This is a genomic window from Mucilaginibacter mallensis (assembly GCF_900105165.1).
Classification (GTDB): Bacteria; Bacteroidota; Bacteroidia; order Sphingobacteriales; family Sphingobacteriaceae; genus Mucilaginibacter; species Mucilaginibacter mallensis.
Map to the genome: position 1 here is coordinate 2865543 of NZ_LT629740.1, position 21147 is coordinate 2886689.

The 21147-nt window shown below is 39.3% G+C and carries 22 protein-coding genes; 13 read left to right on the top strand and 9 right to left on the bottom strand.

All coding sequences use genetic code 11. From position 1 onward, the window contains the following. Nucleotides 1-79 precede the first annotated feature (79 nt). The 8 genes from BLU33_RS11815 (at nucleotide 80) to BLU33_RS11850 (ending at nucleotide 7724) form a co-directional block, all read left to right on the top strand. Complete coding sequence (locus tag BLU33_RS11815; RefSeq protein ID WP_091372785.1) at nucleotides 80-961, top strand: class I SAM-dependent methyltransferase; 882 nt, start codon at nucleotides 80-82, stop codon at nucleotides 959-961. An 83-nt stretch (nucleotides 962-1044) separates the two neighbouring features. Next, nucleotides 1045-2340 (top strand): WcaI family glycosyltransferase, encoded by a 1296-nt coding sequence (locus tag BLU33_RS11820; RefSeq protein WP_091372788.1) that lies wholly within the window; start codon nucleotides 1045-1047, stop codon nucleotides 2338-2340. Nucleotides 2341-2893: 553 nt separating this feature from the next. Next, a complete protein-coding gene (gene gmd / locus BLU33_RS11825) occupies nucleotides 2894-4009 on the top strand; it encodes a GDP-mannose 4,6-dehydratase (protein WP_091372791.1) in 1116 nt (371 codons plus the stop codon). A gap of 35 nt (nucleotides 4010-4044) precedes the next feature. Further along, on the top strand, nucleotides 4045-4473 hold the full coding sequence (locus BLU33_RS11830; RefSeq protein WP_091372793.1) for a response regulator: 429 nt from the start codon (nucleotides 4045-4047) through the stop codon (nucleotides 4471-4473). A 21-nt stretch (nucleotides 4474-4494) separates the two neighbouring features. Then, a complete protein-coding gene (gene rfaE2, locus BLU33_RS11835; RefSeq protein WP_091372798.1) occupies nucleotides 4495-4977 on the top strand; it encodes a D-glycero-beta-D-manno-heptose 1-phosphate adenylyltransferase in 483 nt (160 codons plus the stop codon). A 224-nt stretch (nucleotides 4978-5201) separates the two neighbouring features. After that, nucleotides 5202-5582, top strand: a complete 381-nt coding sequence (locus tag BLU33_RS11840; protein WP_172829245.1) for a hypothetical protein — start codon at nucleotides 5202-5204, stop codon at nucleotides 5580-5582. A gap of 219 nt (nucleotides 5583-5801) precedes the next feature. After that, nucleotides 5802-7265, top strand: a complete 1464-nt coding sequence (locus BLU33_RS11845) for an ATP-binding protein (RefSeq protein ID WP_091372804.1) — start codon at nucleotides 5802-5804, stop codon at nucleotides 7263-7265. Between the two features lie 39 nt (nucleotides 7266-7304). Then, nucleotides 7305-7724, top strand: coding sequence for a response regulator (locus BLU33_RS11850; protein ID WP_091372808.1), 420 nt, complete (start codon nucleotides 7305-7307; stop codon nucleotides 7722-7724). Between the two features lie 161 nt (nucleotides 7725-7885). On the opposite strand, the gene BLU33_RS11855 is transcribed toward BLU33_RS11850, so the two are convergent. Beyond that, nucleotides 7886-8776 carry a winged helix-turn-helix domain-containing protein gene (locus BLU33_RS11855; RefSeq protein ID WP_091372811.1) on the bottom strand — a complete coding sequence of 297 codons (891 nt, stop codon included), beginning with the start codon at nucleotides 8774-8776 and terminating at the stop codon, nucleotides 7886-7888. A 103-nt stretch (nucleotides 8777-8879) separates the two neighbouring features. Between BLU33_RS11855 and BLU33_RS11860 the strand changes: the two genes are divergently transcribed. The 3 genes from BLU33_RS11860 to BLU33_RS11870 all read left to right on the top strand — a co-directional run bounded on the left by BLU33_RS11860 (nucleotide 8880) and on the right by BLU33_RS11870 (nucleotide 13969). Continuing rightward, the gene (locus BLU33_RS11860) at nucleotides 8880-9992 is read left to right on the top strand and encodes a WD40/YVTN/BNR-like repeat-containing protein (RefSeq protein ID WP_091372814.1); all 1113 of its coding nucleotides are present in this window, start codon (nucleotides 8880-8882) and stop codon (nucleotides 9990-9992) included. Between the two features lie 407 nt (nucleotides 9993-10399). Continuing rightward, the gene (locus tag BLU33_RS11865; RefSeq protein ID WP_091372816.1) at nucleotides 10400-12802 is read left to right on the top strand and encodes a TonB-dependent receptor; all 2403 of its coding nucleotides are present in this window, start codon (nucleotides 10400-10402) and stop codon (nucleotides 12800-12802) included. 39 nt (nucleotides 12803-12841) lie between these two features. Continuing rightward, nucleotides 12842-13969, top strand: a complete 1128-nt coding sequence (locus BLU33_RS11870; protein ID WP_091372818.1) for a PepSY-associated TM helix domain-containing protein — start codon at nucleotides 12842-12844, stop codon at nucleotides 13967-13969. Between the two features lie 347 nt (nucleotides 13970-14316). Here the strand turns inward: BLU33_RS11870 and BLU33_RS11875 are convergent, their stop codons facing one another. Both BLU33_RS11875 and BLU33_RS11880 read right to left on the bottom strand, forming a co-directional pair. Then, on the bottom strand, nucleotides 14317-14886 hold the full coding sequence (locus tag BLU33_RS11875; protein WP_091372821.1) for a dihydrofolate reductase family protein: 570 nt from the start codon (nucleotides 14884-14886) through the stop codon (nucleotides 14317-14319). Nucleotides 14887-15314: 428 nt separating this feature from the next. Next, complete coding sequence (locus tag BLU33_RS11880) at nucleotides 15315-15866, bottom strand: hypothetical protein (RefSeq protein ID WP_091372824.1); 552 nt, start codon at nucleotides 15864-15866, stop codon at nucleotides 15315-15317. 802 nt (nucleotides 15867-16668) lie between these two features. Between BLU33_RS11880 and BLU33_RS25095 the strand changes: the two genes are divergently transcribed. Both BLU33_RS25095 and BLU33_RS11890 read left to right on the top strand, forming a co-directional pair. Next, nucleotides 16669-17337 (top strand): helix-turn-helix domain-containing protein, encoded by a 669-nt coding sequence (locus BLU33_RS25095; protein WP_157682127.1) that lies wholly within the window; start codon nucleotides 16669-16671, stop codon nucleotides 17335-17337. A gap of 74 nt (nucleotides 17338-17411) precedes the next feature. Continuing rightward, the gene (locus BLU33_RS11890) at nucleotides 17412-18068 is read left to right on the top strand and encodes a DUF2306 domain-containing protein (protein ID WP_091372829.1); all 657 of its coding nucleotides are present in this window, start codon (nucleotides 17412-17414) and stop codon (nucleotides 18066-18068) included. A gap of 192 nt (nucleotides 18069-18260) precedes the next feature. Here the strand turns inward: BLU33_RS11890 and BLU33_RS11895 are convergent, their stop codons facing one another. Genes BLU33_RS11895 through BLU33_RS11920 form a run of 6 tightly spaced genes read right to left on the bottom strand, consistent with a single transcriptional unit; the run spans nucleotide 18261 to nucleotide 20998 of the window. After that, the gene (locus BLU33_RS11895; RefSeq protein ID WP_091372832.1) at nucleotides 18261-18839 is read right to left on the bottom strand and encodes a YdeI/OmpD-associated family protein; all 579 of its coding nucleotides are present in this window, start codon (nucleotides 18837-18839) and stop codon (nucleotides 18261-18263) included. A gap of 36 nt (nucleotides 18840-18875) precedes the next feature. Continuing rightward, the gene (locus BLU33_RS11900) at nucleotides 18876-19442 is read right to left on the bottom strand and encodes a DUF4256 domain-containing protein (protein ID WP_091372835.1); all 567 of its coding nucleotides are present in this window, start codon (nucleotides 19440-19442) and stop codon (nucleotides 18876-18878) included. A gap of 10 nt (nucleotides 19443-19452) precedes the next feature. Further along, on the bottom strand, nucleotides 19453-19797 hold the full coding sequence (locus BLU33_RS11905) for an Imm32 family immunity protein (protein WP_091372837.1): 345 nt from the start codon (nucleotides 19795-19797) through the stop codon (nucleotides 19453-19455). Nucleotides 19798-19813: 16 nt separating this feature from the next. Continuing rightward, nucleotides 19814-20194: a DoxX family protein gene (locus BLU33_RS11910; protein ID WP_091372840.1), complete on the bottom strand. Its 381-nt coding sequence runs from the start codon at nucleotides 20192-20194 to the stop codon at nucleotides 19814-19816. A gap of 6 nt (nucleotides 20195-20200) precedes the next feature. Continuing rightward, nucleotides 20201-20668 (bottom strand): SRPBCC family protein, encoded by a 468-nt coding sequence (locus BLU33_RS11915; protein WP_091372842.1) that lies wholly within the window; start codon nucleotides 20666-20668, stop codon nucleotides 20201-20203. A gap of 6 nt (nucleotides 20669-20674) precedes the next feature. Continuing rightward, the gene (locus tag BLU33_RS11920; protein ID WP_091372845.1) at nucleotides 20675-20998 is read right to left on the bottom strand and encodes an ArsR/SmtB family transcription factor; all 324 of its coding nucleotides are present in this window, start codon (nucleotides 20996-20998) and stop codon (nucleotides 20675-20677) included. Nucleotides 20999-21147 lie beyond the last annotated feature (149 nt).

Sequence of the window (21147 nt, forward strand, 5' to 3'; positions counted from 1 at the left end):
GTTTTATACGTTGAATTATTAAAAGGGTTACATCACAAAAATTTGCCATTAATATTAGTCACACCTAAACATTCAAAACATGGAAACAGTATTGGAAAATATAATCGGGCCCTATATTAAGGCTGGCGAAAATTTCACATTTAATGGAACATATTTTGAGTTCCCGATCGATAAACCATCTGAAGCAATAAAATCGAATGCCTATTATTTCAATAATCCTGAATGGGCCGAAGAATATCTTATTTATTGCCACAGGAGCCCATCATTTAAAAGCAGGTGGGCTAAAGCTATCGGTAACTGGGACAATAAGATTGTTGTTGATATAGGATGCGGACCGGGAAATATTTACGCGACATTAAGCGGTAAACCCAAACTTTTGCTCGGCATTGATGTAGCACCAAAATCACTGGAATTTGCAAAAGATCTTGGATATACCAGTGTATTGGCTGATGCTACCAATTTACCCTTTATATCCGGGTTTGCTGATATAGTTGTACTGAATGCCGCCCTTCATCATTGTGAAGACATGGAACTTGTATTAAAGGAAGCCGCCCGTTTATTAAAACCCGGAGGTATATTGGTTACTGATCATGACCCTCAATTAAGTGCCTGGGACTATAAAGGTGCTGCAAAATTGTTGTGGAATAGCCGAAAATTAATTTACAGGTTAACCGGCCGCGGCTTTCATAAAACTACAAGTCAGCAATATTGGGGGCTGGCATGCGAAATACACCACAAACCCGGGCATGGTGTATCAAATACTTTTTTTAAAGAAACACTTGAGCCATTGGGTTTCAAAGTTAATGTATATCCTCATAATCATGAGCTTGGCGAAGAAGTACTGGAAGGCAAAAAAGGCAAACCCGAGTTTAAATATCAATTAGGCAATTTGCTATCAGGCAGAAACCCTTTTGCTGATGCAAGCGCGTTATCATTGATGTGCCTTGCACAAAAGTTATAAAACCCAGACCCCACAAATAAATGGACTATAATCAATTTTTCCGTCCATATTATCTTCAATTATAGCTCTAATAGAAATAAAACATGTCTGATCAAAAAACAAAAAGTGTGCTTGTCATAGGCATTAATTTTTCACCTGAATTAACCGGAATAGGTAAATATACCGGTGAAATGGTAGACTGGTTAACCGAAAACAATTTTAGTTGTAATATAGTTACAGCGTTTCCGTATTATCCTTATTGGAAAACCCTTAAACCTTACAAAAATCGATTCTACACCAGGGAAACATTAAAAAATGGCCGATTAAATATTTATCGTTGCCCAATGTATGTGCCTAAGAACCCTAGTGGACTAAAAAGACTAATACATGAAGCCACCTTTTTCCTTTCGGCATTTGTGATGATTACATATTTGCTGTTTAAATCCAAAAAAGACTATATATTTTGTATTTCCCCGCCTTTTCACCTCGGCTTTCTAGGTTTGTACTACCGTTTTTTTAAAGGTGGAGAAATCATTTATCATATCCAGGACCTGCAAATTGAAGCCGCAAGGGACTTGCAGCTCATCAAATCGGATACTGTATTTGACACCCTGTTCGCGATGGAAGCCTACATCATGAAAAGGGTTAATCATATCAGTACCATATCTGGCGGTATGCTCAAAAAGATAGCTAAAAAGACGGATAAGAATATTTTGTTTTTTCCTAATTGGGTGGATACAAATGCTTATTGCCCGCTTTACGACAGGACTGAGTTAAAAATCCTTTGGGGATTTCATGAAAATGATAAGATAGTGCTGTACTCCGGCAGCATCGGCGAAAAACAAGGCTTGGAAAGCATACTTACCGTGGCGCAAAACCTAACTGCATCAAGCCCTTTTATTAAATTTGTGATTTGCGGAACGGGCCCTTACAAAGAAAAGCTCATATCAAGGGTAAAGGAACAAAAACTTAATAACGTACATTTTTTTCCTCTGCAGGAACCTCATCAATTCAATAACTTCCTTAACATGGCCGATGTGCATCTTGTGCTTCAGAAAAAGAGCGCAAGTGACCTGGTAATGCCCTCTAAACTTACAACCATACTTGCGGTTGGTGGATTGGCTTTGATAACAGCTGAGCCTGGCACCAGTCTTTTTGAAACAGTGAATGACAATCATATGGGTGTCGTTATACCATCGGAAGATTTAACATTGCTGGAAGACGCTATTATTACATGCTGCAACCGTGATAATTCCCTAGTTAAACTTAACGGCCGGAGCTATGCAGAAAATCATCTGAATAAAAACAATATCCTAACCAGGATATTCAACAAATTGGAAAACAAAAGTGTCGCCATACATGAGAAGAACGCGGCCTTTGAATTTGTTGAACTCAAATAATAGCCTCAAAACTGAAAGATTAGCAATATTATAGTTAAAAGACAAAATTTCACAATAATTAAAACCATTAGCAAAACTCTACGTATAACATGAGAAAAAACATTGAAAGCATCTCTACAATCTTGCTTAACCCACGACGCCGTAATGGTCATGTTATATCAAAAAATTTATGTTACGGATACAGAACGAAATCTAACGTTCTTCGGTTCGGTTAAATCCATGGATGAAAATCATGGAATGATCACGATATGTTTGTTGGATGTAGCGGTCTACGAATATTCTTCCTCAAATTACCTTTACCACGAAGCCGAAGTATCTTTTTCGAGACCCAAAAGCTTACTCTTTGTAGAAGAAGCATAGGTCTTTCTTTTAAAACACCTTACAAAATCGCTGTTACCATAGCCATAACTAATACAGTTATTGGAAGTGTATTGCCTTACGCATCAATAAATTTTCTTTTATTTTCCTTCAAATACTGCGGGCCATCATGAGTCTGCTTTACAGTATCCGGTTGGGTTACTGTTATAATTCCTAAAACTAAAACACATACATTATGAAAAAGAAAGCCTTAATCACCGGCATTACCGGTCAGGACGGAGCCTATCTTGCTGAACTCCTATTATCAAAAAACTATGAAGTTCATGGCGTAAAACGCAGAAGCTCTCTTTTTAATACGGAGCGTATTGATCATTTGTATCAGGATCCGCATGACGAGAACCGAAGCTTTATAATGCATTACGGCGACCTCTCCGACTCCACCAATCTAATACGCATCATTCAACAAGTGCAGCCTGATGAAATTTATAACCTTGGCGCAATGTCACATGTAAAAGTAAGTTTTGATACACCGGAGTATACAGCCAACGCCGATGGCATAGGCACACTCAGGCTGCTGGAAGCTATAAGGATATTGGGGCTTACAAAAAAAACCAAAATATACCAGGCTTCAACCTCAGAACTTTACGGACTCGTACAAGCTGTTCCGCAATCAGAAACCACGCCATTTTACCCTCGGTCGCCATATGCTGTAGCAAAACTGTATGCCTATTGGATAACTGTAAATTACAGGGAAGCATATGATATTTTTGCCTGTAACGGCATTCTTTTCAATCATGAAAGCCCCCTGCGCGGTGAGACTTTTGTAACGCGTAAAATAACCAGGGCTGCTGTAAAGATTGCAATGGGGCTGCAGGATAAGTTGTACCTCGGTAACCTGGACTCCCGGCGTGACTGGGGACACGCTAAAGATTACGTAGAGGCTATGTGGCTGATTTTGCAGCAAGAGAAACCTGAAGATTATGTAATAGCGACAGGTATAACAACAGCAGTACGTGACTTTGTAAAAATGGCATTCGGAGAGTTAGGTATTGAAATAACTTTTGAAGGATACGGAGTTTCCGAAAAAGGTTATGTAACATCCTGCCGGAACATGGACTATCTTGTTGAAATAGGAAAAGAAGTAATTGCAGTTGATCCGGCCTATTTCCGGCCTACCGAAGTTGACCTGCTAATAGGCGATCCTACCAAAGCCATTGAAAAACTTGGATGGCAGATCAAGTATGATTTAAAAATGCTGATCAATGATATGGTGACATCAGATGTTAACGCGTTCAGCAAAGACAAAATGCTGAAAGATTTGGGTTATGAAATTAAAAATCAATTTGAATAGCTTATAAGTATTCATCTGCCATTAAATAAAACCATATGAACTTATTTATTATCGACGATGACCCGTTTCAACATTTTATCATGGAAAAAATGTTGACCCCGCATTTAACAAATCCTGTTGATCAGGTGACCCACAGTGACAATGCTGATGAAATTTTAAAGTTTATAGAAGTAAACAGGAGTAATGCCGACCGCCTTCCTGATATTATATTCTTAGATTTAAATATGCCGATCATGAACGGGTGGGATTTCTTAGAGCGGTATAAAAGAATACAGCAAAAGATCACTAAATTGATCCCAATCTATATTATATCTTCATCAATTGACTCACGCGACATTTCACGCTTAAAGAAATATACATCCGTAAAAGATTACGTTTTGAAGCCCGTTACAAGACCGGCTTTAGAAAAAATATTTGATACCGGCGCGGCGAATGCAATTCAGGCGGATTTAAATGATCAATAATACAATTACCCATTACTACTTATGCTCTCAAAAAAAATCTTCGATTTACAGGCAGCTATTCAGCAACGAAAAGAGTGGCAGGATAATGGTGACAAGATTGTTTTTACTAACGGTGTTTTTGATCTCATTCACATAGGTCATTTGAGTTACCTGGCCGGGGCCGCGAATTTAGGCGACAAATTGATAGTGGGTGTTAACAGCGACGATTCCGTCAGAAGGATTAAAGGGCCGGGCCGGCCCGTAAATGACCAGCACAATAGGGCTGTATTACTATCATGCCTTTATTTTACAGATATGGTTGTCATATTTGATGACAGCACACCTATCAATTTGATTAAAAGTATTTTACCTGATATCTTAGTAAAAGGTGCCGATTATTCGATTGAACAGATCGTCGGCGCAAATGAGGTGATCGCAAACGGTGGCGAAGTGAAGACCCTCAATTTTATCGAGGGGTATTCATCCAGCCTAATTATTGAAAAAATCAACCGTCAAAACTCTTAAGTACCGGCATATTGTAACGCGGCGTAAAATCCGATATAATAAAACATCATTTATTTTCAAAGGTGATCTTTCTTCAATAATCCACAACAATAACTGATATGTCTCCCTCTTCCTACGCAATATATAAATCGTTTGGTTCACCCGACTTGCATGATATTTTTTGCTCCAACCTAAATTCGATGTACTGTGCCAAACGACACCTGCTCGAAAGGCTTGAAGACATTATGTTAAACGATGACTTTAACGATTTAAGTGAAGCAATGATACTTACTACCACGCTCATGCAGGAAAACCTGGAGAAAGCAGACTGCCTATATGATGCGTTGAAACTTAATCCCGATTTCAGCCAGTTAACAAATATGATAACCATACTGGAACAAGCATTTTATAATGTAGAGAAATATGCTGCCCGTCGGGAGCTTCGCAATCTGCATTTACTTAATTATGTGCAGTTTATCTCTTGTTTGGAACAATCGGGTATGACCGCCTTGCTGCTGATATCTAAAAGTCAGCGTCACGGTAAACTGTTCGAGAAGTTGGATCAATGTTTAGTGCCTGTGATAATGGAAAGTAATTTATTGGGGGTACTCACCCTTGCTGGTTAGTAAAGCAGCAAAGGTCCCGGGTTTAATAATTATTGATCGGATGAGTGCAACTTATAGAATAAAGACTGAATGCGTATCCGTCAAATTTTAATAAATTACAACTCAAAACAGGATCTTAAATATTCATATATCGAAAATTATTGTCAATACAAGCAATTTTTATTATATTAATCCCTCGATTATATATCCGAAACAGAAAGGGATATAAGGGTAAAATACATGAGTTTATTTGAAAATCATCTTTTTGACAATGATACACCTGATCTAGCAAATATAATCAATAGTGTCAATGTCGGCATCTGGGAATTTGATGTTAACAATAAAGAAGTAAAATGGTCGGCTGGCTTGTTTAACATCCTCGGATACAAACCTGGTGAGATTGAGAGTTCCTATCTCAATTTCATTGACAATTTAATTTATTATCAGGATAGAGCCTCATTTTTGGCAACCATTAATAATCGCACTCCTCAGTCGTCGGAAATCACCTATATCAGGATATTGACAAAAAATGGCTATGAGTGGTTTCAGAGCACTGTGCAACGGCACGCCAGGTCAAAAATAACCGGCACACTAATCAATGTCAATCAATTTAAATTTTCGGAGTTACAGCTTGAGACCAATAATACATTTATTGCTGAAACCAATAAGTTACTCAAAGTGGGCTCATGGGAGTTCAATACACTGGAGCGTGTACTTTTTTTTAATAACGAAGCTCTGGAAATTCTTGAACTACATCACCGGCCAGCCACCGTTGATGAGCTGATCGCCTATTTTGAGCCGGAACACGTTAAAATACTGGCAGCAGCTATGGAGGATTGTATCCGGATTGGCCGGCCTTATGACCTTGATTTGAAATTGAAAACCGGGCGGGGGAAAATTATTTGGACGAAAATGAAAGCGGTAGCAAAAATTGACAATTATGGAAAATGCCTGGCCGTTAAAGGGGTAATACAGGACATTGATGTTACAAAGCACAGCGAAAATAAATTAAAGTCAACTCTTCATTTAACTAATCAAAAGAATGAACGGCTGCAAAATTTCGCTTATATCACCTCACATAACCTGAGGTCATACGCCAGTAATTTAAAATTGATGCTAAACCTCTATGAGGAATCAAAAAGCTATGCCGAACAGCAAACAATCCTGTCGCATATAAGAACAATAAGTGCCAGTTTAAACGCTACTATTGAGCACCTGAACGAAATTGTTAAGATCGATTTGGTCATCAACGAAGAAAAAATACTAATAGAATTTGAACTGCTTTTTAAAAATATTCTAAACGCGCTTCAAAGCAATATACAAGCTGCAAATGCGATTATTGAGTATGATTTTAGCGAGTGCCCCGGCGTTTATTACCTCCCCGCTTATTTGGAAAGTATATTTCACAATCTGTTAACCAATGCATTAAAGTATCGCAGCCCCAGTCGGCAAGCTGTCGTCAAGTGTAAAAGCATCCGGGAAAATGAACATGTATACCTCATTTTTGAGGATAATGGAATGGGGATTGACATGAAAAAAAATGGCAACAAGATTTTTGGAATGTACCAAACCTTCCATGCTAATGCCGATGCGCAGGGTATTGGGCTTTACATCACCCGTAACCAAATTGAAGCGCTCGGTGGCTCTATAAATGTAGATAGCGCTTTAAATATTGGAACAAAATTTACCATCAAACTTTCTTAATATGTAACCATTAGCAAATCCGTGCGTATAATCTGCCATATGGTGGATCAAAACGCGCAAATTGCCTGGATTATAGATAATGACGAGATTTACAAGTATGGGTTCTGCAAATACGTAGAGGTAAAAGAATTATGTGCCAGGGTTGTGGCTTTTTCTGACGGAAGAAAAGCTATTAGATTTTTAACTGATCCCCATAAGGCCGCCAATTTGCCTGATATTATATTTATGACCATTGAAATGCCATTAATGAATGGTTGGGAATTTATAAAAGCTTTCGAGCAAATAAAAGCAAAAATTGATAAAAAGATCTCCATTTTTTTACTAACATCAAGTATCAGTTACCAGGATATATTACAGGCACAAAACCATCCGGATGTTACAGATTATATGATGAAGCCGGTAGATTCGCGGCAATTCGATTTCGCTTTTACCAGTGAACTCAGCAAAAAAACGGCATAGATTCTGCTTAATTACCCGTTCCAATCTTTTCTTAGTTTCGATGCGAAATGCTTACTCCACGTGTAGTGCAGGGTAATACCGAACAGTAGTTTTAAATGAATCGACACAAAGCCTGATATGAAAATATCAGGCTTTGTTGTTTTAAAGGGATAGGCTGTCTCTTAAGAGTTAATTTCAAGCTTATATCCTTTGCCGCGTATAACAACAATTTTTATGCTCGGATCAAGTTCCAATTTTTTTCTAAGTTTTGATATGAACATATCCAGACTGCGCCCCACAATAACACCTTCGTCTTCCCATATCTCTTTTTGTAGCCGGCTTCGCTCTACGGTTTCATTGGGAGACAGCGCGAAAATAAGCAGCAGACGCGTTTCAGTTCCAGTCAGGCCTACGTTTTTTTTATTTATTATCAGCTGCCGCTCCTGCGCATCAAACAAGACTGAGCCAAAAGTGAATATCTTGGTGCGCTGACCGCTGGGTAAGGCTCTTCTCGGCTTAACAGATCTCACAAAAATAAAACCAACAAATGCTAAAAAAGGCAGGCTGCCCAGAAGATATCCATTCTTTGCGGTATTTATACCCGTCGGTTTGAATTTAATGTTAATCATGTAACACGCCCTGGGTTGCTTTCTTCCTCTGCATGGTACAATATCATCTTTTTTATTTTTGGATATAGCGTATCCATAGGCTACACTGGAGTTGCCGCAGGTCAGAACGTTGACAACATAATCACATGCGAGCGGGTCTTTGGCCAATAAACGCGTAGTAGTATTCACCAGGGAGTCCGGTAGAAAAGTAAGCTCATTCTCAAACCTGATCTGGTACTCATTTTCCGCGATTTTTTTTACCGGGAGCACCCTTGATTTACTGTCGCCCGACTGTGTGAGCAGTTCATCTCCTATCCTCCGGAGTAAAACCTCCCTCCTGGCGAAATTAAAATCGTCATTACCGACCATACTGAAAGTTGCGCAGATTGCACAGCTAAACAAGAGTACGATCAATCCGCACAGGTATTTGCGTTTCCCTGAGAGGAGGTTTCGGCTATCAAGCATAATGTCAAGATTTTAATTTACAAAGTTTACATTTTTATTTACAATCCAGGTTCTTCAGACTGAAAAATATCAAAGTAATTTCGGTGAATCAAATTGATAGGTTATGAAAAATGAAAAAATGAAAAAATTATTTGTTTTCGTTCCGGCCGTCCTCCTGGTATTATTTCTACTAAATTCTTTTGTGCTAAAAGAAAAGGGAGCGGGGAAGAAAACAACCGAAGGGACTAAATCAGGGCTTTTGAACATCGTTTTAAGATCTACTGATGGCGGACAAACATGGCAGGACATTAGCAAAGGGCTGCCTGAAAATTTGCAGAGAGAAGGTGTGTGGGGTCATGGTTTATTTGCAAATGACCGTGGGCTCTATTTACGTGCTGGCAATGGGGTTTATCACAGTGAACCAAATTCCACAATTACTTTTTGGACAAAAGAGATTTTCCCTGGTAAACAGCGTGAGATTGCCCCTGGCAAGAATGGGATATTTGCATATAATTTCAGGGGACAATTTTTACAAAAAATAAGCGGAACGAGCGATTGGTCGCCCATGTACACGAATTTTCAAGAGCAAGCCGTACGCATAGACAGAACGATAGATTGGATGTACAAGAATTATAAAGAGAGAGAAGTACGCACCGTTTTTGAAACTGCCGGAGGCACAGTTTTCATCGGCTCCAACAACATCCTTTTTAGATCCACTAACAGTGGAAAAACTTGGAAACAAGTCCAAGTTGGAGACGGTGCAATGAAATTGGTAGAGTCAAACGGTGTACTTCTGTCTACCAGCAAAGAGGGAATATTAAGATCGACCGATGATGGTCAAAACTGGGATCGTGTGATTAGTGAAGGAGGTGTTGGCATCGCTGTGGAACGTATCGACGGAGGATTTGCCGCCATAGTCTACAACACAATAACCCAAACAAACACAATACACATTTCACTGGATAGTGGAAAAACCTGGAATACCATAGGTGAAGAACTTCAGCCTTCTCGGTTTAGTTTATTAATCAATCAAATAGGCGGGCTTCAATCTTCATTGAATATTTCATCAATCAAACAAGTGGGCAAATATTTAATATGTGGTCGCTCAGATGGTATATTTCGGTCATCAGACATGGGCAAAACATGGAAACTGTTACTTCCTTCTATAGAAAATAGGGGCTTCAATTTATCTGTTTCAGGCAACGTGATTTATGCCATACCAAATAAAGGATGTTGAAAATTCCAAAACGCCCTAGAATACCATTCATTTAAAAGGGCTGTCAGTGGTATCAGTTTTATATTCAATAAACGTTTAGATTTTCTTCCCGCCACCTTATTCAAAATTACCGTTTTAAGCAATTAAACGCATTAAAACTTCTAAATCTCCAATAAAATGTTTGGAAATCTGTATCTTCGAGAGTACAAAGCCCCGATATAAATATCGGGGCTTTGTTGTTTATACGAGATTCGAGTCCCTTCTTCCACACTTTTCAGCCGCTACATATTATATCTTCTAAGTTCATTGATGAGATACAATCATTGCACTTTCATGTAAGATGAGTATTTAAATTTATTTAGACTAATTATAAATAATGATATATATTTGCCGGTGTATATTACACACTAACTTACATATGTTAATTGATGAAACTTCTATTTAATCTCATTGTCATTATTTTACTAACCATTAGCTTTAATGCATTCGCACAAACCTCAATACAAAGTACCGGGCAAATTACCGGCAGGATAACCATGGTTGACGGAAAACCGCTGGCATCTGCATCCATATCAATAGTAAATTCTCTTAAAAGCACATTGACCAATGATACCGGCCGATACAACTTTAACAATATAGCCGCCGGCAGCTATACCATTAAAATACAGGTATTGGGCGCGCCTGAAGTTGACCTTAAGGCGACGGTGATCGCCGGTCAGACAGATACGCTGAATTACCAGTTCAATAAAGAAAACGTGTTTGCTTTACAGGAAGTAACTATTGAAGATAAAAACAGCAAATTTGCAAATAAGGAAAGTATTTACGTAGCACGCCTGCCTTTAAAGAATATTGAAAACCCGCAGGTATATAATGTAGTGCCGAAAGAATTGCTTGAGGAACAAATGGCAGTCAGCCTGAACGACGTTGGTAAAGATATACCCGGGGCAGGCATTCCGACGGTAGCTAACCAGGGCAGGGTTACATTTTTTTCGAGAGGATTTTCAACAGAACCCAATGCCCGTAACGGTGTAGCCGGTGCTGCATTCTCAGAGATAGACAACACCAACCTCGAGCGGGTTGAGGCCATAAAAGGTCCTTCGGCTACTTTGTTCGGCACCAATATCTCCAGCAGTTTCGGTGGTTTATTTAATCGTGTAACCAAACAGCCATATAATGGTTATGGCGGCGAAGTTGCTTATTATGGCGGTAGCTGGGACTATAACCGCCTTACCTTTGATGTAAATACTCCGATAAATACAGAAAGAACTGCTTTATTCCGTTTGGATGGTGCGACTACTTTTCAAAGAAGTTTCCAGGATCAGGGGTTTGATAATAATTTCAGCCTGGCACCAAGCTTCTTTTATCAGATCACAGACAGGCTTTCTCTTAAGTTAGAGGCAGAATTTGGCCAGGCCCACGCCACTTCTGTGGTACGTTTTCAGCCCTTTACCGGCGGTGCTAATTCCGGAACAAAATCCATTGCAGATATGCAATTCCCTTACAACAGAACTTTTTTAAGCAATGATATTGCTTATACCACTCAAATGCTGAATATATTTGCGCAGCTCAATTATAAGATCTCTACCGGTTGGAATTCACAAACCATTATTTCACGTGCACGCTCAACCATTAATGGTGATATTACGGCATTGATTGGTAAAACAGATTCAACCATCACTCCGCAGGTAATTACCGGTAATACATCATTCATAGCTACGGATCTGCAACAAAACTTTATTGGTGATTTTAAAATAGGTTCGCACCGTAACCGTGTAGTACTGGGGTTGGATTTTTATCACAATTTTAACAACTTTGACCGTATTACGGTAAATCCATCGGTAGAAAATTTTATTAATCCTTCTGCCAGTTACCGCATCAGCCAATTCAAAATAGATTCGTTAAGCAGCAAAGGTACATTACGTAAAGAGTACAACAGTGATGATACTTATGCAGCCTATGCTTCAGACGTATTTAATATTACTGACCGCCTGTTGGCGATGGCCAGTTTACGGATTGACCGTTACCAATACAATGGTGTATATAACATTACTACCGGCATTACTGCAGGTGGCATAGGCGTGGGTGGCGTACAGGCGGGCCCTTACGGGCAAACTGCCTTATCTCCTAAAATGGGCTTGGTGTATGAATTAATAAAAGATAAGGTTTCCTTATTCGGCAACTATATGAACGGCTTTTTTAACCAGAGCGGTGTGGCTGCTGACGGGGAACTGATTACACCGATTAAGCCGGAGCATGGCAACCAACTTGAATTTGGTGTAAAGGGCGATCTTTTTGATCATCGCCTGGTTGGTACCGTTAGCTACTATGATATTTCCATATCCAATGTAATAAGGCCCGACCCTAACAACTCGCAATATGCCATTCAAAACGGCACCCAGCTCAGCAAAGGCGTCGAGGTTGATATTACAGCAAACCCTATCGATGGGCTGAATATAGTTGCCGGCTATGCCTATAACTATAGTAAACTTACTAAAGCAGATTCTACTGTGAATGGTTTACGTCCGGCACAGTCAGGCCCACCTAATATGGTGAATCTTTGGATGAGCTACACAATCACTCATGGCAATCTTAAGGGCCTGGGAGTAGGTTTTGGCGGTAATTATGGTAGCTCTTCGTACTATTATAATACTTATAAGTACCAGATTATCATTCCAAAATATACTTCGCTGGATGGAAGCATCTTTTATGATCAACGCAAGTATAGGCTCGGAATTAAAGTGGATAACATAACCAGCGAAAAAATGTGGTCATCCAGGTTAACGCCGCAGGCACCAGCTACATTTATTGGCAGCCTGGCACTTAAGTTTTAAAGAATGAATCAAAACTCTTTACTGTAATTCTGGCTGTGTATGAAAAAGTTTAAAAAGATAACAGGCTGGCTACATCTTTGGCTCGGCTTAGCTGTTGGCCTTATACTCATTATTGTTGCTTTAACGGGTAGCCTGCTGACCTTTGAACAGGAGCTGGAACCCATTTTGTTTAAAAAACGAGAGGTTGTACTACCGGCAGGCCAGCGCCTGCCGGCGGACAGCCTTATACATATAGCCAATTCCGTTTTTGCCAACAGCCAGGTAAGCCGTATGATCATACCGCAAGATTCAACCCGTAGTGTGGAAGCGCGGATTGGAACAAAAGGGGAAAAGGGATTGAAAGTTGCCTACATCAATCCTTACAATGGGCAGATACTTTATAAAGGAGCATACACTCAGCTATTTTACCAGCAGGTTAGAAGCCTGCACCGTTATCTGTTTTTGGGCGCCACCGGTAAAATCATTACCGGTATATCATGCTTTATTACCCTTTTTATGGTGATCAGCGGCCTGGTCATCTGGTGGCCGGCCAATAAAAGAGCCATTAAACAACGTTTTAAAATTAAATGGAATGCATCGGGAAAGCGGCTTAACTGGGATTTACATGCCGTGACAGGTTTTTACCTGTCCATCATCCTGCTATGCATTACCTTAACTGGTTTTGTATGGAGCTATGATTGGGCTGACCGCCTTATTTATCAGCTGGCAGATGGAAAGAAAATAGAGAAGACTGATAAAATTAAAAATATCGCCAAAGGCAAAAATATAAAACCTGGTGTCTATCAGGCCATGATGGTTCAAACAGATAGTATTTATCCTTATCCAGGGTCAGTTGCTTTTAACATTCCGGCAAAAGGAGCTTTGGCTGTTACCGTGCAGAAAGAACCGGAAGCAAGCAGAGTTAGGCAGATTGACGCCGCTTATTTTGACAGCCACACCGGCAAGCTGCTGAGCACCTTACCATATAACAAATTGACCACAGGCGATAAGATACGAAGGATGATCTTAACGATACATACCGGCAGCCTCTTAGGCTGGCCTACTAAATTATTATATCTGTTTACTGCATTGTTTACAGCAAGCTTGCCTGTAACAGGTTTCCTGATGTGGTTCGGAAAACAAAAGAAATCGAAGCTACACGACCAAGATTTTTTGTCCAAAAAATAAGGGCAAACCAGTTATAGAAATCGATTTGCCCATTGGATAGCGGGGCAGAATCGAATAAGTGTCGTGTCAATCATAAAATGTCGCTAGTCGTAAGCCTAAAGTCTTGAGTCAAAACTCAAAAAGAACGGAATATGGCTTTAGACTTACGACTAAAGACTGTTGACTTGATACTAGATTAATAGCACTATAAGCCTAAATTTATAGTCACCTGGCTGGGTGGAATTCGAACCGCTTGTTACTAGATTTGAGATACATTGCAAATCTTACCCACCGCTCCCGCAAGCATCAAACGCTTGTGGCAATCAGACAGATACATTAAAGGACTTGCCACCTGCGTCGTCAGAAGATTAGGATCGCAGCGCTCCAACATATCGATAAGTATTAATGAGCACGCCCGTTGGCGTGGTCTTCGTGCTGACTAAAGCGAGTTCGCGCGCGTCAACACTGTCTGAAAAGAAGCGTTTACCCCGGCCCAGCAAGACCGGGTAGACGATCAGCACAACTTCGTCAACCAGTCCCTCCCCGAGCAGCACGGACGTCAGCGTAGAACTTCCACAAACGATCAGATCAGGGCCGTCCGTTGACTTAACGCCGCGAACACCCGCTATGATGTCTGCGCCCAAATCCTTGACCGGGCCCCATTCGAGGCTGTCGGGCCTGTGGGTAGCGACGTATTTGGTCGCAGCATTCAGACCGTTCGCTATCGGACTATTCCCGGCTTTCGGCCAGAAGCCGGCCCAGGCATCGTAAGTGCGGCGGCCAAGCAGCAAATCAAAGCTCGTGCCGTATGCCTCAGTGACGGCCTGCAGCCCAGCCGGGGTTCTATAAGGTGTCGTCCATCCGCCGTACGCGTAGTCTTCGTCATGGTCGATCACGCCATCCAGCGAGATATGTTCAAAGATCCTGATCTTTCTCATTTTGTTTGCTATTAGTTTAATGGTTATACGAAGTTAAAACGGACGAGGTGCCCGCACAAGGGGCAATCGTGACAAAATGAGGGTGTTATTATGACTATTTGAATTTGTCCAAAACGAGAGTAACAATTTAAAATCAAACTCTTATTTTTTACTTTAACCTTTCTTTAATATTTGTGTTAACGACCCTAAAATGGAGCTCTACAACCATCAAAAACCCATAAATGGGTTCGATTAATTTCCCGGTTTCGGTACAAAAGCTAATAGTTAGATCGGCTTTTGTTTTTATGGACATTTACGTTATTTGCTCAAACGTTATGAACGAGCAGGCACGCCCAATTGAAATCGGAGTTTCCGTCAAGGGAGTGTCCCGATAGATCGGGGCCCGGGTGCTTACAAAAGAATCGAGCAAGAAGTTCCGATACCCAGTCCTAATTTTCCCATTTTTGGAACTCTTTTATCTTTTTCCACGCATTTCCTCCTTTTTTGTATAAATAATAAACTCCACCAGTATGGCCATTATTATTGGTATACCCGACAGAAATCATGACCATGGATTTATCATTCGAAAACAAGGGAAGTGAATAAAAATAACCAGGTTGATTTTTAGGGAACGACTCCTTATCTACGTCCAAAAGCTTTATACCATTTATCTTAAATTCCCAATAATAAGCTTTCTGCTTTTGGATCTGCTTTACGAAAAAATCAGCATCCTTTTTTGTAAATATTTGAAACAATATTTTATTGTGAGCAAAAATATTACCAAATGGATATGAGTATTGGGTGGTTGTTTTATATTCAAAATTGTACGGCATAAGTACCTGAATCCGTTGAGCAACATATTTTTTAGATTTTAAGTTGTCGCTTTTGAGGAACCAACTCATAAAGTTAGTTATGCTTGAATCAGGCATTTCACTACTATATCGCTGTGCCTCAACTGTTAATGAAGTTAATGTCAGAATAGCCAGTAACAAGAGTCTCATATCAAATTGTTTATAATGTTGTAGGCGTAGTACTGAGAAGATCGTTTTCAGTTAATCTTGTAGCCAAATTTATAATAAAAATTCAATATTCAACTTGTGGTTGATGTTTCACCCTACCACTTTGTTGCCTTTAACTTAGAAGCAATTGAATAAACTTTCCGCCACCTTTTTTACAAACCGTTATTATAAGCAATTAAGCACGATAAAACTCAATATCTTCTAAAGAATGATCAGAAAATTGTAACTTTTGTTTTTATACCGATATTTATAATATGACCAAAAATTGCAAGCTTATTTTGGCTAATTTGGATTTTTGAAATAAATGCTGCTTAGATCCATAATATTTACCGGTGCTATAAATGGCTTATTTTTCATTCTGCTCTTGATGAATAAGCCGAAAAATTCTGATAGTGACAGGATACTAATGTTATGGATGGGGATCATTTCATTGCAATTAGGGTTTTATTACGATAACTTATCTGCCAACCCCATTTTTCCGGACTGCTTACAACTGTTAGGTTTCTCTCTGCCTTTAATTAATTCTCCGGTGCTTTATTTCTATATCAGTTCATTATCTTTTGGGTACGATTTTAAATGGAGAAATATATCGATCCATTTACTTCCATTCCTATTTTTTAATTGCATAACTTTTTTTCTTCATTACATTAAAGTTGGCGACTTGTTTTTGAAAGATGGATTCCCACATTTTAGTAGTACCTTAAATTCGGGGGTTAAGCATTTCTTAACAGCTTTATTAGCAATTATTCCCGGATACTACACTGTTTTAAGTTTTCTTGTACTTTTGCGACATCAAAAAAGACTGCCGGATAATTATTCCTATACCGAAAAAATAAACCTGAACTGGTTAAAATGGATTGTTGTTTCGCTGCTTATTCTTTTCGCAGGGCTATTTTTATTTATCAGGTATGGGGTTAGTTACGGGCTTGTAGGTTACCCTGATCTTTTTGCAGTTGTTGGGGCCATCCTTACTATCTATGTTTTTTTTATTGGGTTCTGCGGTCTGCATCAGGATGCAGTATTTAACAACGGTATATCACTTCAGGCAGATATTAATGAAGAAGACCTCATAGCAGCAAACTATAAAAATTCGGGGCTGAGCGACGAAAAGGCAGATCAAATTTTTATCCGGTTAAAACTTCACATGGATAAAGAGAAACCTTTTTTGAAAGAAGACCTGAGCCTGGCTATGCTTGCAGGTGAATTGGGGATTACCTCAAATCAGCTTTCACAAGTTATAAATCAGAAATCCCAAACCAATTTTTTTAATTTCATAAACGGTTACCGGGTAGCTACAGTTAAAGATAAATTTAAAGACCCCGCATTGTCTGCTTATTCGATATTGGGAATTGCTTACGATTCCGGCTTTCGTTCAAAGTCTTCTTTCAATAAAATTTTTAAAGAAATTACAGGCCAAACACCTTTGCAATACCGAAAGGCTGTTAGCTCCTGAATTTATAGGTCCTTCCCTACCTTTCCGGACGATTGCTGTCTGTTTTAGACTTTCCTTTGTTAAAAAAATAAGCAATGGAAAGTCTTTCAATTATTCACAAAATTAATATTGCGATACATGTCGCAGCCGGTTCGTTAGCATTAGTTGTTGGTTTAATAGCAATTATTGCAAGTAAGGGAAGGAAGTTACACAGGCTAACCGGGCGGTTATTCCTGATCCTGATGACTATTGTTATTTTAACCGGATTAATTGGGGTCTTTGTATTCGGAAGAAATACTTTTTTGCTGGTTATAACCGTAATGAGTGGTTATCTGGCATTTTCCGGATACCGGGTCATAAAAGCAAAGTCAAATGTTCCTAAGTTTACTGATATATTTGTATGCCTCATATCCCTGGTATCCGTACTATACTTCCTTTATTATTTTAAATCTATCGGGATGATATGGTCACCCGTAATTATTTACAGTACGGTAGGCTATTTACTTTTGATGATCGTGTACGATTTGGGCAGATATTTTATACCAACCAATATATATGGCAACCTCTGGATATCTGAACATATTTTAAAAATGGTGAGTGCATTCACCGGTTTATTATCTGCTTTTTCAGGAACAGTTTTCCCGCAGTATCAACCTTATAGCCAGTTTACGCCATCTATTTTAGGAACATTAGTCGCAATCTGCTTTATAATAGCTGTTCATAACAGAAAAAAATATGTTAACGTTAATTAAAAAACGATTGGGTAATCTTCCCATCGCCTTTTTATAATCTGCCATTTCATGCAGTTAACAGCAATAAAAGCTCAATATCTTCTAAAAAGCGCTCCTAAAGTCGTAACTTTTGGAATATTTTCAAAAATGTAATCGACACAAAGCCTGGTATGAAAATATCAGGCTTTGTTGTTAAAAAATCGCTTCAATCACCTAATCATCCAACCCTTTTCCATCAAGAATTTGCGGTATATATTTTTCAACTCTTGCCTCTCGGGTTTTAGATTGCTTAGGTGCAGAAAAATGCAGCAGATATGCTCTTTGCCGCCCTGGTGTTAATGCATAAAAAGCAGTTTTTAAGGCGGGGATCTTATCTAACTTATATTGAAATTCTCCAGCCATTGTGAATTCTGTAGTCGTTTTTAACTCCACTTTTAAGCCAGCTTTTTCCACTTCAATGGCTTCATAAATATAGGCTTTCAGAGTAGGTGCCATCTCAACGATTTCCCGGATATTGGTGAACCGGATCTGGCGCGCAGCCTGCACATTCTCTGTTTGCTGGATCAGAATACCCTCAGCATCATTTAACAAAGCTCCTTTGAAAAACAAAAATGCACAGTATTCCTTAAAAGCATGTATCAATACGATATTGCTTGCCCGAAACGTATAACAAGGGCAACCCCATTTCAATTCTTCGTCCAGTCCGCAATCAAGGGCAATCATTCTCAATTGCTCCAATTCTTCCTGCCATTTTTTGGCTTTGTTAAAATAAAAATCAACTTTAGGATTCATTGTACTCTTTGTTATAGTATGTTGTTTATACAAAATTCAGACCCTTAATGAGCCGCGGAAGCCCCTGGCAGCGTAGTACGATTCTGCGCCGTTATGATAAACAAAAACAGTGTCGTACCGGCGATCGCAAAAGATAGCCCCGCCAAGTTTTCTTATATCAGCAGGCGTTTTCACCCAGCTCGATGTTTTTGTATCGAATTTTCCAAGTTTCTGTAATTCCTGGTATTGTTCTTCCGATAAAAGCTCAATACCTATACCATTTGCCACATCAACAGCGGTATTTTCCGGTTTAAATTCTTTTCTTGCCGCATGCGCTTCACGGTCATAACAAAGACTCCTGCGGCCTTTTGGACTTTCCGCTGAACAATCATAAAAAATATATTCACCAGTCTTTGTATCATAACCTACAACATCCGGTTCGCCACCGGTTTGTTCCATTTCATTTACCGACCACAATTTTTCAGTATCAGCTTCCACCTTTGCCTGCACGTTAGTCCATTCAAGGTTTTTATGGCGGTTCATATTCTTCTCAAAACGGACTTTTAACACGTTGAGTAGTTCTTCACGTTCTTCTGATGATAACTTCTTTTTATTGCTATTCATACCTATGTATTTATGCTTTCGTAGCGTCTTTTGCAACAAATCGATCATAAAAACTGCCAGTGCCCTTTGCATCCATTCTACCTACAATTGCCTCCACCGAACTTTTACTTAATTCAAAATTCGGTCGTAAATGGTAATGTTCTCTTGCTCCCATAGGAAGGTCTGCCCGATTTTCTTGATTTAAGTCGGCTATTGTCATTAAAAGTTTGGCAAAAGATCTCAACCCTTCGGGGTTGCCATGAATTAATACTTCTTTCCATTTTTCTATTTCACCTTCAAACTCGTCTTCTTTATCTGCAACAAAAATGTCCAAATGGCCTGTAATTTCGTTGCCCTTATATTTCTTACTTATCATATTAAATATTTATTGGCTAATTAACTGAAATCTTTCTATCCATAGGCCTGAAATACCAGGACAAAATAATAAAAACAGTTTGCATAAATGGCCCGATAATTTCTTTTAAGCCATCATCGCCGATTGCCAGATGCGAAACCAGTGCCCCTGTCATAGCAAAAAAGAAACCTGCATAGGCCCATTCCTTAATTAGTTTAAACCTCGGAATTAAAATAGCTATAACTCCAAGAATTTTCCAAACGCCAAGTATATTCATAAAATAAGGCGGATACCCCAAATGAGCAACCATACTTGTCATCTCTTTTGTATGACATATTTGCTGCAAGCCACTTACCAGCATGCCAAAAGCCAGTAATGCTGTGGCAACCCAATAGATAATTTTATTTCTCTTTTCCATGGTATGTTATTTTAATTTGCTTATGATGTCTTGTATCCGGTTATGTGCCATATTTATGCCTTGAGCAAAAGGTAACTTCAGCACCTGGTCTCTTTGTGCAACCGATTCATATATTACATGCATACTGAGTTTACTTGTGCCTGCGGAAAGCTGTTCAAATTCGTAAACTTCAAGCTGTACGCCGAACGGCATATTCTCCATTTCAAATGTCTTTGTGATCTTCTTGTTCGGGCTAAACTCATGAATTACTCCGCTGGCTTTAAACGCGACGTTCCCTTTGCCGTCGCTTGTTTCAAATTGATAACTGCCGTGCTTTTTACTTTCAAGCTTCAGCACTTTGGTACCCATCCATTGTTCGATAAATTCTGGCTCTGCATACGCTTTAAAAAGCAATTCTACCGGCAAATCAAATTCCCTTGTGATCACCAGATCCTGTTTGCCATCTTCGGCATTAACTTTTGTTTTTTGTTCCATAGTGGTTTATTTTTTTGATTGGTGTTTTTTCATTATATCTTCCAGTTTATTAAATCTGTCGTCCCACATTTTGCGGAATGGCTCAATAAAATCGGCTACTTGTTTCATATTTTTCGCGTTAATGTGGTAGTAAATTTCCCTGCCGGTTTGCTTTTGATCAAGTAACTCGCACTCAGTAAGTATTTGCAAGTGTTTTGAAACTGTAGGCCTGGCTGTGTCGAAATTGGCTGCTATTGCACCCGCTGTTAGGGACTGCGAAGCTACCAACAGCAGTATAGCCCTCCTTGTCGGGTCTGCTATGGCCTGGAATACGTCTCGTCTTAAATTCATTATGTAGCTATTTGACTACAAATATATGCGTAGTTATTTAACTACGCAATTTTTCAAGAAAAAATATTAAAGAATTGTATTTAAGGGATAGAAAACAGCTGATTTTTTGTTTTAAGCAGATTGAAAAGCCAAACCAGGTACAAATCAAA

What these genes read in the sequence shown, in the direction of transcription:
- BLU33_RS11815 (WP_091372785.1), top strand. Translation starts at nt 80, where the DNA reads ATGGAAACAGTATTGGAAAATATAATCGGGCCCTATATTAAGGCTGGC.
- BLU33_RS11820 (WP_091372788.1), top strand. Translation starts at nt 1,045, where the DNA reads ATGTCTGATCAAAAAACAAAAAGTGTGCTTGTCATAGGCATTAATTTT.
- gmd (WP_091372791.1), top strand. Translation starts at nt 2,894, where the DNA reads ATGAAAAAGAAAGCCTTAATCACCGGCATTACCGGTCAGGACGGAGCC.
- BLU33_RS11830 (WP_091372793.1), top strand. Translation starts at nt 4,045, where the DNA reads ATGAACTTATTTATTATCGACGATGACCCGTTTCAACATTTTATCATG.
- rfaE2 (WP_091372798.1), top strand. Translation starts at nt 4,495, where the DNA reads ATGCTCTCAAAAAAAATCTTCGATTTACAGGCAGCTATTCAGCAACGA.
- BLU33_RS11840 (WP_172829245.1), top strand. Translation starts at nt 5,202, where the DNA reads ATGTTAAACGATGACTTTAACGATTTAAGTGAAGCAATGATACTTACT.
- BLU33_RS11845 (WP_091372804.1), top strand. Translation starts at nt 5,802, where the DNA reads ATGAGTTTATTTGAAAATCATCTTTTTGACAATGATACACCTGATCTA.
- BLU33_RS11850 (WP_091372808.1), top strand. Translation starts at nt 7,305, where the DNA reads ATGGTGGATCAAAACGCGCAAATTGCCTGGATTATAGATAATGACGAG.
- BLU33_RS11855 (WP_091372811.1), bottom strand. Translation starts at nt 8,776, where the DNA reads ATGCTTGATAGCCGAAACCTCCTCTCAGGGAAACGCAAATACCTGTGC.
- BLU33_RS11860 (WP_091372814.1), top strand. Translation starts at nt 8,880, where the DNA reads ATGAAAAATGAAAAAATGAAAAAATTATTTGTTTTCGTTCCGGCCGTC.
- BLU33_RS11865 (WP_091372816.1), top strand. Translation starts at nt 10,400, where the DNA reads ATGAAACTTCTATTTAATCTCATTGTCATTATTTTACTAACCATTAGC.
- BLU33_RS11870 (WP_091372818.1), top strand. Translation starts at nt 12,842, where the DNA reads ATGAAAAAGTTTAAAAAGATAACAGGCTGGCTACATCTTTGGCTCGGC.
- BLU33_RS11875 (WP_091372821.1), bottom strand. Translation starts at nt 14,886, where the DNA reads ATGAGAAAGATCAGGATCTTTGAACATATCTCGCTGGATGGCGTGATC.
- BLU33_RS11880 (WP_091372824.1), bottom strand. Translation starts at nt 15,866, where the DNA reads ATGAGACTCTTGTTACTGGCTATTCTGACATTAACTTCATTAACAGTT.
- BLU33_RS11890 (WP_091372829.1), top strand. Translation starts at nt 17,412, where the DNA reads ATGGAAAGTCTTTCAATTATTCACAAAATTAATATTGCGATACATGTC.
- BLU33_RS11895 (WP_091372832.1), bottom strand. Translation starts at nt 18,839, where the DNA reads ATGAATCCTAAAGTTGATTTTTATTTTAACAAAGCCAAAAAATGGCAG.
- BLU33_RS11900 (WP_091372835.1), bottom strand. Translation starts at nt 19,442, where the DNA reads ATGAATAGCAATAAAAAGAAGTTATCATCAGAAGAACGTGAAGAACTA.
- BLU33_RS11905 (WP_091372837.1), bottom strand. Translation starts at nt 19,797, where the DNA reads ATGATAAGTAAGAAATATAAGGGCAACGAAATTACAGGCCATTTGGAC.
- BLU33_RS11910 (WP_091372840.1), bottom strand. Translation starts at nt 20,194, where the DNA reads ATGGAAAAGAGAAATAAAATTATCTATTGGGTTGCCACAGCATTACTG.
- BLU33_RS11915 (WP_091372842.1), bottom strand. Translation starts at nt 20,668, where the DNA reads ATGGAACAAAAAACAAAAGTTAATGCCGAAGATGGCAAACAGGATCTG.
- BLU33_RS11920 (WP_091372845.1), bottom strand. Translation starts at nt 20,998, where the DNA reads ATGAATTTAAGACGAGACGTATTCCAGGCCATAGCAGACCCGACAAGG.